This is a genomic window from Kitasatospora sp. NPDC004745, from assembly GCF_042873275.1.
Classification (GTDB): Bacteria; Actinomycetota; Actinomycetes; order Streptomycetales; family Streptomycetaceae; genus Kitasatospora.
Genome location: NZ_JBIALK010000047.1, coordinates 23808 through 37364, shown reverse-complemented (window position 1 = coordinate 37364; position 13557 = coordinate 23808). Strand labels below are relative to the sequence as shown.

Below are 13557 nucleotides of genomic sequence, written 5' to 3'. Positions count from 1 at the left end.
TTGATCAGGGCCATCTTGTCCTCGGGGGTGGCCTCGGCGAGGAAGTCGTCCACGCCCGCCTCCTCCGCGATCGCCTTGGCGGTCAGCGGGTTGTCGCCCGTGATCATGACGGTCTTGATGCCCATCCGGCGCAGCTCGTCGAAGCGCTCCCGCATGCCCTCCTTGACCACGTCCTTGAGGTGGATGACCCCCAGCACGCGGGCGGGCTCGCCGCCGGCCTTCGTCGCGACGACCAGCGGGGTGCCACCGGCGGCGGAGATGCCGTCGACCAGGGTGGAGACCTCGTCGGTGACCCGGCCGCCGTTGTCGGCGACCCAGTTGGACACGGCGGCGGCCGCGCCCTTGCGGACCTGGTGGACACCGTCGGCCTCGTCCAGGTCGACGCCCGACATGCGGGTCTGGGCGGTGAACGGCACCCAGGTGGCGTGCGTCAGCTCGCCCTGGGCACGGGCCCGCAGACCGTACTCGGTCTTGGCGAGGACCACGATCGAGCGGCCCTCCGGGGTCTCGTCCGCGAGAGAGGAGAGCTGCGCCGCGCTCGCCAGTTCGTCGGTGGAGACGTCGCTCACCGCGAGGAACTCGGCGGCCTGGCGGTTGCCCAGGGTGATGGTGCCGGTCTTGTCCAGCAGCAGGGTGTTGACGTCGCCGGCGGCCTCGACGGCGCGCCCCGACATGGCCAGCACGTTGCGCTGCACCAGGCGGTCCATGCCGGCGATACCGATCGCGGAGAGCAGCGCGCCGATGGTGGTCGGGATGAGCGCCACGATCAGGGCGACCAGGACGATCATCGACTGCGGAGCGCCGGCGTAGGTGGCCATCGGCTGCAGGGTCACCACGGCGACCAGGAAGACGACGGTCAGCGAGGCCAGCAGGATGTTCAGCGCGATCTCGTTGGGCGTCTTCTGCCGGGCGGCACCCTCGACCAGGGCGATCATCCGGTCGATGAACGACTTGCCGGGCTCCGAGGCGATCCGCACCACGATCCGGTCGGACAGCACCTTGGTGCCGCCCGTCACCGCGGAGCGGTCGCCGCCGGACTCCCGGATCACCGGCGCGGACTCACCGGTGATCGCCGACTCGTCGACGGACGCGACGCCCTCGACGACGTCGCCGTCACCGGGGATGACCTGCCCGGCCTCGACCACCACGTGGTCGCCCAGCCGCAGGGCCGTCCCGGGGACCTCCTCCTCGGCCTGCGAGGCGGGCCAGTCGGTGAGCCGGCGGGCGACGCTCTCGGTCTTGGTCTTGCGCAGGGTGTCGGCCTGGGCCTTGCCGCGGCCCTCGGCGACGGCCTCCGCCAGGTTGGCGAACACGGTGGTCAGCCAGAGCCAGAGGGTGATGACCCAGGCGAACACGGACGGGCTGGCGATCGCGGAGACAGTGGTGACCACCGAGCCGACCTCGACCACGAACATCACCGGGTTCTTGACCATCACCCGGGGGTCGAGCTTCTTCACCGCGTCCGGCAGCGAGGCGACGATCAGCTTCGGGTCGAGGAGGCCGCTGGAGACTCTGTGCGACGCGGCGGACTCGGCCCGGTCGGCCTGGTCGGCCGGTGCGGGGGTGAGCGTGGGAGTGGACATCAGGAGGAGAGACCTTCCGCGATCGGCCCGAGAGCCAGGGCCGGGAAGTAGGTGAGGCCGACGACGATCAGGACGACGCCCGACAGCAGGCCCACGAACAGCGGCTTGTGGGTGGGCAGGGTGCCCGGGGTGGCCGGCACCGGCTGCTGCCGGGCGAGCGAGCCCGCCAGCGCCAGCACGAACACCATCGGCAGGAACCGGCCGAACACCATGCACAGGCCGAGCGCGGTGTCGTACCAGTCGGTGTTGACGGTGATGCCGCCGAACGCCGAGCCGTTGTTGTTCGCGGCCGAGGTGAAGGCGTACAGCACCTCGGAGAAGCCATGGGCGCCCGAGTTGAGCATCCCTCCCCGCTCACCCGGCAGCGCCATCGCCACACCCGTACCGACCAGCACGATCGTCGGCGTGGTGAGGATGTACAGCGAGGCGAACTTCATCTCCCGGCCGCCGAGCTTCTTGCCCAGGTACTCGGGGGTGCGCCCGACCATCAGACCGGCCACGAACACCGCGACGATCGCCAGGATCAGCATCCCGTACAGACCGGAACCCACACCGCCGGGCGCGATCTCGCCCAGCATCATGTTGAAGATCGTGATCCCGCCGCCGAACGGTGTGTACGAGTCGTGGAAGGAGTTCACCGCACCGGTCGAGGTCAGCGTCGTCGACGCCGCGAACAGGCCCGAGGCCGCGATGCCGAACCGCTGCTCCTTGCCCTCCATCGCGGCACCGGCCGCCTGCAGGGCGGTACCGGAGTGCTGCGACTCCGCGAAGGTGATCAGGGCCGCCGAAGCCACCCAGAAGATCCCCATCACCGCGGCGATCGCGTAGCCCTGGCGGTTGTCGCCGACCATCTTGCCGAAGGTCCGCGGCAGCGCGAACGGAATCAGCAGGATCAGGAAGATCTCCAGCCAGTTCGTGAACCCGGTCGGGTTCTCGAACGGGTGCGCCGAGTTGGCGTTGAAGAAGCCGCCGCCGTTGGTGCCCAGCTCCTTGATGACTTCCTGCGAGGCCACCGGGCCGCCCGGGATCTTCTGCACGTCACCCGCGAGGTTGGTCACCTCGTGGAAGCCGTGGAAGTTCTGGACCACACCGTTCGCCACCAGGACGAGCGCGAAGACGATTGACAGCGGCAGCAGCAGGCGCAGGTTGATCCGGACCAGGTCCACCCAGAAGTTGCCCAGCCGGTCCGTCCGGTTGCGCGTGAAGCCCCGGATCAGCGCGGCCACGATGGCGATGCCGACGGCCGCGGACACGAAGTTCTGCACCGCCAGGCCGGCCATCTGCACCAGGTGGCCCATCGCGGACTCACCGCTGTAGGACTGCCAGTTGGTGTTGGTGACGAACGAGATCGCGGTGTTCCAGGCCTGGTGGCCCTCCATCTGCGGAACGCCCAGGCTCAGCAGCAGGTGGCCCTGCAGGCGGATCAGCCCGTACAGGAAGAGGACGGAGACGGCCGAGAAGGCCAGCACCGAGCGCAGGTACACCGGCCAGCGCTGATCGGCGTCGCCGTCGACACCGATCACCTTGTAGATGCCGCGCTCGACTCTGAGGTGCTTCGAGGTGGTCAGGATGCGGGCGATGTAGTCGCCCAGGGGCCGGTAGCACAGGGCCAGCGCGCCGACCAGGGCGACGGCCTGCAGCCAGCCCGCGAGAGTGGAGCTCATGTCAGAACTTCTCCGGGTAGATCAGCGCGACGACGAGATAGCCGACCAGCGCGACGGCCACGATCAGACCTGCGATGTTCTCGGCGCTCACAGCTTCTCCACCCCCCGCGCGATCAGGGCGATGACGGCGAACACGGCGACCGTGACACCGACGTAGATGAGATCGGACATGGCTCCACCAGCGTGGTTCGAGAGACTGCCGCGAACGGGCCGGGGCCCGGCGCGGCGCCGGCGGAAGGCCGGCAGATGCAGCCAAGCAGCCGCCGGGGGCGCGTCACGGGGGCCCTGACGCCCTCCATACGGGTGAGGGCGGGACGTTGACGGGACCTTGACGCGAACGGCCCCGGACGGCGAACGGCCCCGGAGGGCGAACACCCTCCGGGGCCGTTGAGCTGCGCGTCAGCCGGTCACGTCGGCACCCGCGGCCGTCCGCGGCCGGCGGACCACCGCACCGGTGTGCGGGCGCGGTGCGCGGTCGGTCACGGCTGCGCGCCCCTGACGCGGCGACGGGCGCTCCTGACGCGCTCCTGACGGCCGTGCGGCGCCGAACGGATGGCTGCACCGGACGGGGGTGGGGGGCCGCTGTCCCGGCGGGCGCCGGTTGGGAAGACGACCAGCTCTTGCGAAGGACCCCCGGCGCGCACCCGCGCACCCGGGACACCGCACTCACGCTGAACGGCCCGGCCCACCCTCGGACCCCACTCTGCTGCCAGCTGCCAGTAATTGCAAGCAATGCGCAACAAGTGCACCCCCGGCGCCGCGGCGCGAAAACGAGAACGGCCCCCAATCCGCGTCTCCGCAGATCGGGGGCCGTTCTCCATCCGGTGGCTGGTGCAGGGTTCGAACCTGCGTAGCTTGCGCGACAGATTTACAGTCTGCTCCCTTTGGCCGCTCGGGCAACCAGCCAGGATTTTCGTTTCCCGGGGCGCTTGCCCCGTTCGACTTCGTAAACGATACCCGATGCCGGGGGGTGCTCCGCCACTCGGTAGGTCACGCGATGATCAAGGCGTACGGCGTGGCTGTCGGGGGCGGCGGCGGGGTGGCGCTGGATAGGCTGGGACGGCGGGCGCCCGGTGGGGCGGGCCGTGCCAGTGAAGCCAGAGCATCAAGGAGACCAACACCCATGGCCGACTCCAGTTTCGACATCGTCTCGAAGGTCGAGTGGCAGGAGGTCGACAACGCGATCAACCAGACCTCCCGCGAGATCGCCACCCGTTTCGACTTCAAGGGCGTGGGCGGCGAGATCAGCCGCTCCGGCGAGAAGATCGAGATGAAGGCGAGCGGCGAGGAGCGCGTGAAGGCCATCCTCGACGTCCTGCAGGGCAAGTTCATCAAGCGCGGGCTCTCGCTGAAGGCCCTGGAGCCCGGTGAGCCGCAGCTGTCCGGCAAGGAGTACAAGATCTTCGCGGACGTGAAGGAGGGCATCTCCACGGAGGATGCCAAGAAGGTCGCGAAGATCATCCGCGACGAGGGCCCGAAGGGCGTCAAGGCGCAGGTCCAGGGTGACGAGCTGCGGGTCAGCTCGAAGAGCCGCGACGACCTGCAGACCGTGCAGGCCCTGCTCAAGGGCAAGGACCTGGACTTCGCGATCCAGTTCGTGAACTACCGCTGACCCGGCCGCCGGTCGCACGGCGCGGCCCCGGTCCCGCAGCAGGCCTGCTGCGGGACCGGGGCCTTCGTGTGCGCGGGCTCCGGCGGACCGGGCCCGGGGTCAGCCGACGGCCGGGTGCGGGCGCGCCGCCGCGGCCGCGTCGGCCAGGGCCTGGGTCTGCGCCCTGAGGTCGGCGAGCCGGTCGTCCAGGGACGCCGACGGACCGGTGCCCGCGGACTTCGACGGGGCCGGCACCGGGGGCAGCGACGGCAGCGAGGGCGCCGGGAGCTGACCGAGCAACCCCTGCAGGGTGCTCTGCAGGCTCGCCAGGATCCCCTGCAGCGTGGAGCCGACGTCGGGGACGGCGGAGGTCAGGGACGACACCAGGCCGGTGAGCAGTTGGACGACGCCGCCGACCGCACCGAGGGCCGCGGACGGGTCCGGGGTCGACGGCAGGGAGGGTGTGGAGGGGAGGGAGGGCGTGGAGGGCAGGGCGGGCGCCGCGGGGAGGGCCGGCAGTGCCGGTGCCCCCGGCACGGTGACCGGCAGCGGCACGTCGGCCGCCGGGAGGTCGACCGCGGCGACGGTGGAGACGGTGGAGGTTCGGGGGGCCGCCGCGCCGTTGGCGGCGGGGGTGGCGGATGCCGTGGCGACCGGGGTCAGCACGAGGGCCGTCGTCAGCGCGGCGGTCATCCAGGTGGCACGCATGGGTACTGCTTCCTCTCAGTGCGAGTCAGGCGAGTTCGCCTGACTCACACCGTGGGGCAGTACTCCGGGTGCAGCCACCGCACGTACGCCGAACGGTGCGCGGCTCAGCCGGCGTCCGCCCAGCCCCCGGTGCTGCGGTGGGCGGCCAGGCCGACGGACTCGAACTCGTCCGCCCGGCCGGCCTCGGTGCGGGCGCCGATCCGGCGCAGCGCCCGGGAGATCGGGGTGCCCTCGGCCGGGGAGGGCTCGAACTCGCCGGTGCCGAGCGGGCCGAGGGCGATCCGGCCGTCCTCCCAGACGACGGCCCGCTGGCTGCCGGTGCCGCCGAAGTAGTCGGCCTCGACGCATGCCACCGGCCCGGCCTTGGACCAGGCGGCGAGCCGGAGTTGGAAGCCGTCCGGGTGCCGGCCCGGGCCGGGCCCGTGGACGGGCTTCGGCGTGCCGTCGTCGACCTGGAGCGCGGCGCGCACCTCGGGGGTGACCGGGATCAGGGCCAGGCCCTGGGCCAGCGGAACCACCCGGGCCGCCGGGACCTCCGCCGCCGCCACCGTCAGCAGCTCCAATGTTCCTATCAGCGCCTGGAGTTCATAGGACATGCCGGCCATCGTGTCCCACCCCACCGACAGTCGGCCCGGAGTTTATGATTCCGTGCCCGGCCGGAGCCCGTAGAGCAGCGTGAAGATCGTCACGTCCATGGCGTCCTCGGTGGTGCTGGGGCCCTCGGCGTTCAACTCCTCGATGATCTCGGCGAACCGGGCCCGCAGCCGCAGCAGCCGGTCCGGGCTGAGCCGCAGCACCGAGTGCGAGAACAGGCCGGGCGGGCCGACCGAGCCGTCCCGGGGGGAGCTGAAGTCCAGCCGGTCGCCGAGGACTTGGGCCTGGAAGTCGCCGCGGAGCCGGTCGATGGCGGCCAGGATGGCGTCGTACGCCTCCGAGCGGGCCGGGGAGTCGGCGGTGAACATCTCGGGGGCGAGCCGGATCGACTCCTGGGCGGCCGCGTAGCGGCTCTCGACGATGCCGGAGACCAGCCGGGTGCCGGCGACCAGGACCAGTCCGGCCTTCTCCAGCTGCTTGATGTGCCGGTAGAGCTTGGTCTGCGGTTCGCCGAGCTCGGCGGCGATCTCCTTGGCGGTCAGCGGACGGCCCCGGGCCGAGCTGAGGGCGCCGAGGATGGCGAGGCGCAGTGGGTCGGCCATCGCCTTGAGGACGGCCGGATCCGCCACCTGGCGTTCCTTGATCCAGGTGACGGGCTGGTCGTCGGTCTCGGCGGGTTCCGGTTCGTGCTCGGCCACGGGCTCACCTTCGCAGATCGTCGGCGCGGCGTGCAATCACGGTCCAGTGAGCACTCACTCTTGCGCAATCACTCATGACTCCGACATCATTCACGACATCGTGAACGATGTCGAAGGCGCGAACATGCGCGCCACGGAAGACACGGACGAGGACACGAACGGCGGGGCGGGCATGGCGGACGGGGTGGACATGGCGGGCACGGCGGGGACGACCGGCACCGCGAGAGCGACCGACGGGGCGGGGACCGACGGGGCGGGGACGACCGACGGGGCGGGCACGGCGAAGGCGAAGGCTCCGGCCGGGACCCCAGCCGTCCCGCCCATCCCGCCCGTCCCGCCCGTCCCGCTCCGGCGCAACCTGCGCTTCCAGGCCCTCTGGGCCGGTCAGGCCTGCGCCACCCTCGGCATGCGGATCGGCGACACCGCCTTCCCGCTGCTGGTTCTCGCGGTCACCGGATCCTCCACCGCCGCCGGGGCCTTCGGCGCCGTCCAGATGACGGCGACGCTGGTGCTGGGCGTCCACGGCGGCGCCGTCGCCGACCGCTTCGACCGCCGCCGGGTGCTGATCGCCGCCGACGGCGCTCGCCTCCTCGCCTCCGCGAGCGTCCCGGCGGCCCTGGCGCTGCACCGGCTGACCCTGGTCCACCTGCTGCTGGTCGCCGCCGTCGTCGGTGCCACCGTCTCGTACAGCGGCCCGATCCGGATGCTGGCCCTCCGGTCGGTGGTGGCTCCGGAGCAGCTGCGGCAGGCCCTCGCACAGGACGAGGCCCGGATGAGCGGGGCCTCGCTGGCCGGTCCGCCGCTGGCCGGCCTGCTGCTCGGGCTCGGCCGTGCGGTGCCGTTCCTCGCCACCACGCTCGCCTCGCTGCTGGCGGTGGCCGCCGCCGTCCTGGTGCGCTTCCCGGGCCGGCCGCAGCCGGCCGCCGCCGACGCCCACGACCCGCAGCACGCCCCCGGCCCGCAGCACGCCCCCGGCCCGCAGCACGCACCCGACACTCAGGACGGCCACGCACCCGCCGCGCCCCCGCAGCCCGGCGGCGCCCTGGCCGGCTTCCGCGTCCTCGCCGACGCCCCGCTGCTGCGCCCCGCCCTGGCCGTCCTGCTGGTCATCAACCTCGCCGGAACGGCCCTGGTGCTGCCGGTGATGGTGCTCCTGCGCGAGCACGGCACCAGCAGCGGCGGGATCGGGCTGACGCTGGCGGGCGAGGCCCTCGGGGCGCTGGCCGGCACGGTGCTGGTCTCCCGGCTGCACCGGCTGGCCGGGCCCGGCGTGCTGCTGTTGGCGACCGCCTGGACCGCCGTGCCGGTGACGCTGTCGCCGCTGCTGCCGGGCGGTGCGCCGACCGTCTTCGCGGCCCTGTTCGTGGTCGGGGCCGGCGTCCCCGCGCTGCGGGTGATGATCGACCTGCTGGTGTTCCAGCAGGTGCCGGACGAGCTGCGCGGCCGGGTCATCGCCGCGACCATCACGCTGATCACCGCGGGCATGCCGGCCGGCACGCTGGCCAGCGGCCTGCTGCTGGACCACCTCTCCCCCGCCGCCGCGCTGACCGCGATCGCCGCCCTGCTCGCCGCGGCCCTGGTGCCCGCGACGGCGGGCCGGACGCTGCGCCGCGCCGCGTGGCCGGAGGCCCGGACGGCCCCCTCCGCCGGCTGACGGGCGCTCACCCGGGCGGGTGCACGCCGCATGCGGCACCCCGGGCAACCGGGTGAACTGGCCGGGTACGGCCCGCCCGGGGCCCCGCCCCCGGGTGGGCCCGCCGCCCGCACCGCCGACCGGGGCCGTACCGGAGGAGGACCATGAGTTCCACGGACGCGGCCTCACCCCGACGGGAGGGCCCGAGGCGCCCGCAGCGGGCCGGGCCACCCGGGAGCGGACCGACGCGGTGGGCGCCCGGACGGCCGCCGCGCCCCGGGCGTCCTGGCTGCCGCGCGCCCTGATGACGACCGGTTCGGTCGCCGGCCCGCGCCCCGCACCGACCACGGCGGTCTGCGGCCTGGCCTGCGTCTTCCGCTACATCGTGCGGGCCGAGGCGATCGTGCTCCCGGTGGACTGCCCGGACGAGCTCGCCGACGTCGAGGGCCGGATCGACGACCTCGACCTGCGCGACGCCGTCCGCCGCCGGGACCTCTTCGGCGGCCCACGCCCCCACGCCCTCACGCCCTCACGCCCCGACGCCCCGCCACCCACGCCACCCACGCCACCCACGCCGCCCGCACCTCACCCGCCTCACCCGCATCGCCCGCACCGACCGCTCAGGGAGCGCTGATGACCGACGAACTCGCCCTCCGGATCGCGGAGCTGATGCCCCGCGCCAAGGCCGACCTGGCCGAACTGGTGGCCATCCCGTCCGTCGCCGACCCCCGCCAGTACCCGCCGGAGAAGTGCCGGGAGGCAGCCGAGTGGGTCGCCGGTGCCTTCACCGAGGCCGGGCTCCGGGACGTCCACCTGGAGGAGACCCCGGACGGCAGCCACGCCGTGATCGGCCACCGCCCACCCCCGCCCGGCGCCCCGACCGTCCTGCTCTACTGCCACTACGACGTGCAGCCACCGCTCGACGACGCCGCCTGGGAGTCCCCGCCGTTCCGGCTCACCGAGCGCGACGGCCGCTGGTACGGGCGCGGAGCCGCCGACTGCAAGGGCAACATCGTCATGCACCTCACCGCGCTGCGGGCGCTCGGCGAGGGTGTGCCGGTCGGCCTCAAGCTGGTCGTCGAGGGCTCCGAGGAACAGGGCACCGGAGGCCTGGAGGCGTACGTGCCGCCGCACGCCGGGGAGCTGCACGCCGACGCGCTGCTGGTCTGCGACACCGGCAACGCCGCGGTCGGCGTGCCGACCGCCACCACCTCACTGCGCGGGGTGGTCAACGTGGTGGTGACCGTCCGGGCGCTCCGCGGCGACATGCACTCCGGCATGTTCGGCGGCCCGACCCCGGACGCGCTCGCCGCGCTGATCCGGATGCTCGACTCGCTGCGCGACGTCGACGGCGGCACCCGGGTCGAGGGCCTGGACTGCGCGGGGAGCTGGAGCGGCGTCGGCTACGACGAGACGCAGTTCCGCACCGACGCCGGCGTGCTGGACGGCGTGCGGCTGACCGGCTCGGGCACCGTCGCCGACCGGCTCTGGGCCCGCCCCGCGGTGACCGTCCTCGGCATCGACTGCCCTCCCGTGGTCGGTTCCGCCGCCGCCGTCCCGGCCACCGCCCGGGCCCGGGTGAGCCTGCGGGTGCCGCCCGGCACCGGGGCGCGGGCCGCCCAGGACGCGCTGATCGCCCACCTGGAGTCCGCCGCGCCCTGGGGCGTGCTGGTGGACGTCGAGCGGGAGAGCGCCGGTGCGCCGTTCCGCGCGGAGACCGGTGGGCCCGCGTACTCCGCACTCGACGCGGCGATGCGGGAGGTCTACGGTCGGCCGATCTCCTTCCTCGGCCAAGGCGGCTCGATCCCGCTCTGCAACGTGTTCGCCACGACCTTCCCCGACGCGGAGATCGTGCTGATGGGCGTCGAGGAGCCGCGCTGCCTGATCCACGCGCCCAACGAGAGCGTCGACCCCGGGGAGATCGAGCACATGGCCCACGTCGAGGCGTTGTTCCTCCGGCACTTCGCCAACTCGGCCCGCACGTGATGGAGTTCAGTGAGTCCGCGCAGCACCCGGACCGTTCCGAGGAGGACCCGACCGTGCCCCGACCCTTCACCACCGAGGACTACTCCGCCCGGATGGCCCGGGCCACCGCCGAGGCGACCGCCGCCGGACTGGCCGGGCTGGTCGTCGCCCCCGGCCCCGACCTGGTCTACCTGTGCGGCTACCAGCCCACCGCGATCACCGAGCGGCTGACCGCCCTGGTGCTCACCCCCGGCCGCGAACCCGCCCTCGTGGTGCCCCGGTTGGAGCGCCCGGACGCCGAGAAGGCGCCCGGCGCCCCGGCCGTCCGGCTGCTCGACTGGTCGGACGGCGCGGACCCGTACGCCACCGCCGGCCCGCTGCTGGACCCGGCCGGCCGGTACGGCATCTCCGACAACGCCTGGGCGATGCACCTGCTGGGGCTCCAGTCGGCGCTGCCCGGCACCGGCTTCACGTCGCTCACCGAGACCCTGCCGATGCTGCGCGCCGTCAAGGACGCCGACGAGCTGGAGCGGCTGGCCGCGGCCGGCGGCGCGGCGGACGCCGCCTACCGCGGCATCCTGGAGGTCGCCTTCGCCGGCCGCCGGGAGACGGACGTCGCCGCCGACCTCGGCGCACTGCTCATCCGGTACGGGCACAGCCAGGTCGACTTCACCGTGGTCGGCTCCGGCCCGAACGGCGCCAACCCGCACCACGAGGCCGGCGACCGGGTGATCCGTCCCGGCGACACCGTGGTGCTGGACTTCGGCGGCCTCAAGGACGGCTACAGCTCCGACACCACCCGCACCGTGCACGTCGGCACCGACGTCCCGGCGGAGGTGCGGAAGGTGCACGACGTGGTCCGGCTCGCCCAGCAGACCGCCTTCGAGGCCGTCCGGCCCGGCGTCAGCTGCCAGGAGATCGACCGGACGGCCCGGCGGGTGATCACCGAGGCCGGCTACGGCGAGTACTTCATCCACCGCACCGGGCACGGCATCGGCATCACCACGCACGAGCCGCCGTACCTGGTCGAGGGCGAGGAGCGGCCGCTGGTGCCCGGCATGTGCTTCTCGATCGAGCCCGGGGTCTACCTGCCGGGCCGCTTCGGAGTGCGGATCGAGGACATCGTCGCCGTCACCCCGACCGGCGGGCGGCGGCTCAACAACACCCCGCACGAGTTGGGCACCGTCTCCTGAGCCCGCGGACGGAGCGGCCGGCGGGGCCGCGGACCGGACAACCGACGGAACGGCCTATGGAACGGCGCACGGAACGGCCGGGGCCGGCGCCGGCCACCGCGGACGGCGTCCCCGCGGCCCGGCCGGGGCGGCGGGCCCTTGCGCCGGCCGGGGCAATTCTTAAGAAGCCGTCATCGTCCACCCAGAGTCCTTCAAGCTTGCCTTGCTAGTTTTCGTGCGCATGACCAAGCTGCTCCGGCCGGCCCCGCCACCGCCCGCGCGAGCCGGGCGACTGCGCCCCGTGACCGCGCCCCGCCCCCGCCGGACCGGGCTGGCCGGGCTGGCCGGGCTCAGACTCCTGGCCTGGCCGCTGTACCTGACCGGCTTCGTCTGGTTCCTGCGCACCCAGGGCCTGCCCTCCGCCAACGACGTGGTGTTCCTCTGGCTGATCGGCGCACTGCTGACCGCCGCCGTGCACAGCGGGCACGGCACCCGGGGCTTCCTTCTGGTGCTGCGCGACTGGCTGCCGGTGATGGCCGCGGTCTGGACGTACTCGCTGCTGCGCGGCTACGGCGCGCACACCCCGTGGGCCCCGCACTGGCTCCCCCAGCTGCGCGCCGACGAGGTGCTTGGCTTCGGCGAGACCTGGACGGTCCGGCTCCAGCACGCGCTGTACACGCCCGGCTCGCCGGCCTGGTACGACTACCTGGCCGCCGCCGTCTACCTCTCGCACTTCTTCCTGGTCTTCACGCTGCTCGCGGTGCTCTGGCGCCGCCGCCACGACCGCTTCCGGCAACTGCTGGTCTGCTACCTGGCGCTGACCTTCGCCGGCTTCGCGACCTACCTGCTCTACCCGGCCGACCCGCCGTGGCTGGTCGCCCAGCAGGGCCACCTGCCCGGGCTCAACCGGGTGGTGTGGGACGTGATCTCGGCGAGCGGACTGCCGCAGGCCGACTCACTGGTCGAGAACGGCAGCCAGTTCGCGAACGACGTCGCCGCGATGCCCTCGCTGCACTCCGCGTACCCCGCGATGCTGCTGTTCTTCTTCTGGCCGACGGCGCGCCCCTGGCTGCGGGCGCTGCTGGTCGCGTACCCGCTCGCGATGGCGTTCACCCTGGTGTACGGCGCCGAGCACTTCATCGTGGACATCTTCGCGGGCTGGGCGTACGCGGCCGTGGTGGTGTTCGGGGCGCGGTGGCTGCGGCGACGGCGGGCCGCCCGCGCGGCCGCTCCGGCGGCGGTGCGCGCGGCGGCCGGTGCGACGGCGAGCGGTTCCCGGCCCGGTGCGGCGGGCGGTTCCGCAGGAGCCCCGGCCGAAGCCCCGGCCGGAGTCCCCGCCGACAGGGCAGACTTGGCCGCGTGCCGAACCCGACCCGACCCCCGGTGAAACCGACCGCCGAACAGCTGCTGGCCGCCCAGGACACCACCATCCCGGACGTCACCGGGCCCGGGCTGCGCGTGCTGTTCTGCGGCATCAACCCGGGCCTGTGGTCCGGTGCCACCGGCCACCACTTCGCCCGCCCCGGCAACCGCTTCTGGCCCGCCCTGCACCGCTCCGGGTTCACCGAGCGCCAGCTCCGCCCGGACGAGCAGGGCGGGCTGCCCGCCCTCGGCCTGGGCATCACCAACGTCGCCCCGCGCGCCACCGCCAAGGCCGACGAACTGACCGCGGAGGAGCTGCGCGAGGGCGGCGCCGCGCTCACCGAGCGGGTGCTCCGGCTGCGCCCGCGCGTCCTGGCCGTGCTGGGCATCGGCGCCTACCGGACGGCCTTCGGCCGGCGGAAGGCCGTGATCGGCCGCCAGCCCGACGGCATCGGCGACACGGAGGTGTGGGTGCTGCCCAACCCGAGCGGGCTCAACGCGCACTACACGCTGGACGCACTGGCGGCCGAGTTCCGCACGCTCCGGGAGTCGCTGGACGACTGAGTCGTAGACCCGCTGATTCGTAG

Annotated in this window: 13 protein-coding genes and 1 tRNA gene; 7 read left to right on the top strand and 7 right to left on the bottom strand. The window is 73.4% G+C overall.

From position 1 onward, the window contains the following. The 4 genes from kdpB to ACFYUY_RS38950 all read right to left on the bottom strand — a co-directional run. Positions 1–1583 (bottom strand): potassium-transporting ATPase subunit KdpB (kdpB, locus tag ACFYUY_RS38965; RefSeq protein WP_387908067.1); only part of this gene is annotated, 1583 nt, incomplete at its 3' end. Next, positions 1583–3247: a potassium-transporting ATPase subunit KdpA gene (gene kdpA, locus ACFYUY_RS38960; protein ID WP_387908064.1), complete on the bottom strand. Its 1665-nt coding sequence runs from the start codon at positions 3245–3247 to the stop codon at positions 1583–1585. The genes kdpA and kdpB, both read right to left, overlap by 1 nt. 1 nt (position 3248) lies before the next feature. Beyond that, positions 3249–3338 carry a K(+)-transporting ATPase subunit F gene (kdpF, locus tag ACFYUY_RS38955; protein ID WP_097237446.1) on the bottom strand — a complete coding sequence of 30 codons (90 nt, stop codon included), beginning with the start codon at positions 3336–3338 and terminating at the stop codon, positions 3249–3251. 734 nt (positions 3339–4072) lie between these two features. Further along, positions 4073–4153: transfer RNA gene (locus ACFYUY_RS38950), tRNA-Tyr, on the bottom strand. 217 nt (positions 4154–4370) lie between these two features. On the opposite strand from ACFYUY_RS38950, the gene ACFYUY_RS38945 reads away from it, so the two are divergent. Further along, positions 4371–4859 (top strand): YajQ family cyclic di-GMP-binding protein, encoded by a 489-nt coding sequence (locus tag ACFYUY_RS38945; RefSeq protein ID WP_360219788.1) that lies wholly within the window; start codon positions 4371–4373, stop codon positions 4857–4859. 99 nt (positions 4860–4958) lie between these two features. On the opposite strand, the gene ACFYUY_RS38940 is transcribed toward ACFYUY_RS38945, so the two are convergent. The 3 genes from ACFYUY_RS38940 to ACFYUY_RS38930 form a co-directional block, all read right to left on the bottom strand. Continuing rightward, positions 4959–5546: a hypothetical protein gene (locus ACFYUY_RS38940; RefSeq protein WP_387908061.1), complete on the bottom strand. Its 588-nt coding sequence runs from the start codon at positions 5544–5546 to the stop codon at positions 4959–4961. Between the two features lie 104 nt (positions 5547–5650). After that, on the bottom strand, positions 5651–6142 hold the full coding sequence (locus ACFYUY_RS38935; protein WP_360219783.1) for a hypothetical protein: 492 nt from the start codon (positions 6140–6142) through the stop codon (positions 5651–5653). 42 nt (positions 6143–6184) lie between these two features. Beyond that, positions 6185–6838, bottom strand: coding sequence for a helix-turn-helix domain-containing protein (locus tag ACFYUY_RS38930; RefSeq protein ID WP_360219780.1), 654 nt, complete (start codon positions 6836–6838; stop codon positions 6185–6187). A gap of 124 nt (positions 6839–6962) precedes the next feature. On the opposite strand from ACFYUY_RS38930, the gene ACFYUY_RS38925 reads away from it, so the two are divergent. The 6 genes from ACFYUY_RS38925 to mug all read left to right on the top strand — a co-directional run bounded on the left by ACFYUY_RS38925 (position 6963) and on the right by mug (position 13534). Further along, positions 6963–8492, top strand: coding sequence for an MFS transporter (locus ACFYUY_RS38925; protein ID WP_387908057.1), 1530 nt, complete (start codon positions 6963–6965; stop codon positions 8490–8492). Positions 8493–8721: 229 nt separating this feature from the next. Continuing rightward, positions 8722–9105 carry a hypothetical protein gene (locus ACFYUY_RS38920; protein WP_387908054.1) on the top strand — a complete coding sequence of 128 codons (384 nt, stop codon included), beginning with the start codon at positions 8722–8724 and terminating at the stop codon, positions 9103–9105. Next, positions 9105–10457 (top strand): dipeptidase, encoded by a 1353-nt coding sequence (locus ACFYUY_RS38915; RefSeq protein ID WP_387908051.1) that lies wholly within the window; start codon positions 9105–9107, stop codon positions 10455–10457. The genes ACFYUY_RS38920 and ACFYUY_RS38915 overlap by 1 nt, the downstream gene beginning before the upstream one ends. Then, on the top strand, positions 10457–11629 hold the full coding sequence (locus tag ACFYUY_RS38910; protein ID WP_387908078.1) for a M24 family metallopeptidase: 1173 nt from the start codon (positions 10457–10459) through the stop codon (positions 11627–11629). Before ACFYUY_RS38915 ends, ACFYUY_RS38910 begins: the two co-directional genes overlap by 1 nt. A 220-nt stretch (positions 11630–11849) precedes the next feature. Further along, positions 11850–12995, top strand: a complete 1146-nt coding sequence (locus ACFYUY_RS38905) for a phosphatase PAP2 family protein (RefSeq protein ID WP_387908049.1) — start codon at positions 11850–11852, stop codon at positions 12993–12995. Continuing rightward, positions 12968–13534, top strand: coding sequence for a G/U mismatch-specific DNA glycosylase (gene mug, locus ACFYUY_RS38900; RefSeq protein ID WP_360219766.1), 567 nt, complete (start codon positions 12968–12970; stop codon positions 13532–13534). The genes ACFYUY_RS38905 and mug overlap by 28 nt, the downstream gene beginning before the upstream one ends. The last annotated feature ends 23 nt before the right edge of the window (positions 13535–13557 follow it).

Bases quoted from the DNA above. Each gene is read 5' to 3' on its own strand.
- kdpA (WP_387908064.1), bottom strand. From the start codon at position 3,247: ATGAGCTCCACTCTCGCGGGCTGGCTGCAGGCCGTCGCCCTGGTCGGC.
- ACFYUY_RS38945 (WP_360219788.1), top strand. From the start codon at position 4,371: ATGGCCGACTCCAGTTTCGACATCGTCTCGAAGGTCGAGTGGCAGGAG.
- ACFYUY_RS38940 (WP_387908061.1), bottom strand. From the start codon at position 5,546: ATGCGTGCCACCTGGATGACCGCCGCGCTGACGACGGCCCTCGTGCTG.
- ACFYUY_RS38935 (WP_360219783.1), bottom strand. From the start codon at position 6,142: ATGTCCTATGAACTCCAGGCGCTGATAGGAACATTGGAGCTGCTGACG.
- ACFYUY_RS38925 (WP_387908057.1), top strand. From the start codon at position 6,963: ATGCGCGCCACGGAAGACACGGACGAGGACACGAACGGCGGGGCGGGC.
- ACFYUY_RS38915 (WP_387908051.1), top strand. From the start codon at position 9,105: ATGACCGACGAACTCGCCCTCCGGATCGCGGAGCTGATGCCCCGCGCC.
- ACFYUY_RS38910 (WP_387908078.1), top strand. From the start codon at position 10,457: ATGGAGTTCAGTGAGTCCGCGCAGCACCCGGACCGTTCCGAGGAGGAC.
- ACFYUY_RS38905 (WP_387908049.1), top strand. From the start codon at position 11,850: ATGACCAAGCTGCTCCGGCCGGCCCCGCCACCGCCCGCGCGAGCCGGG.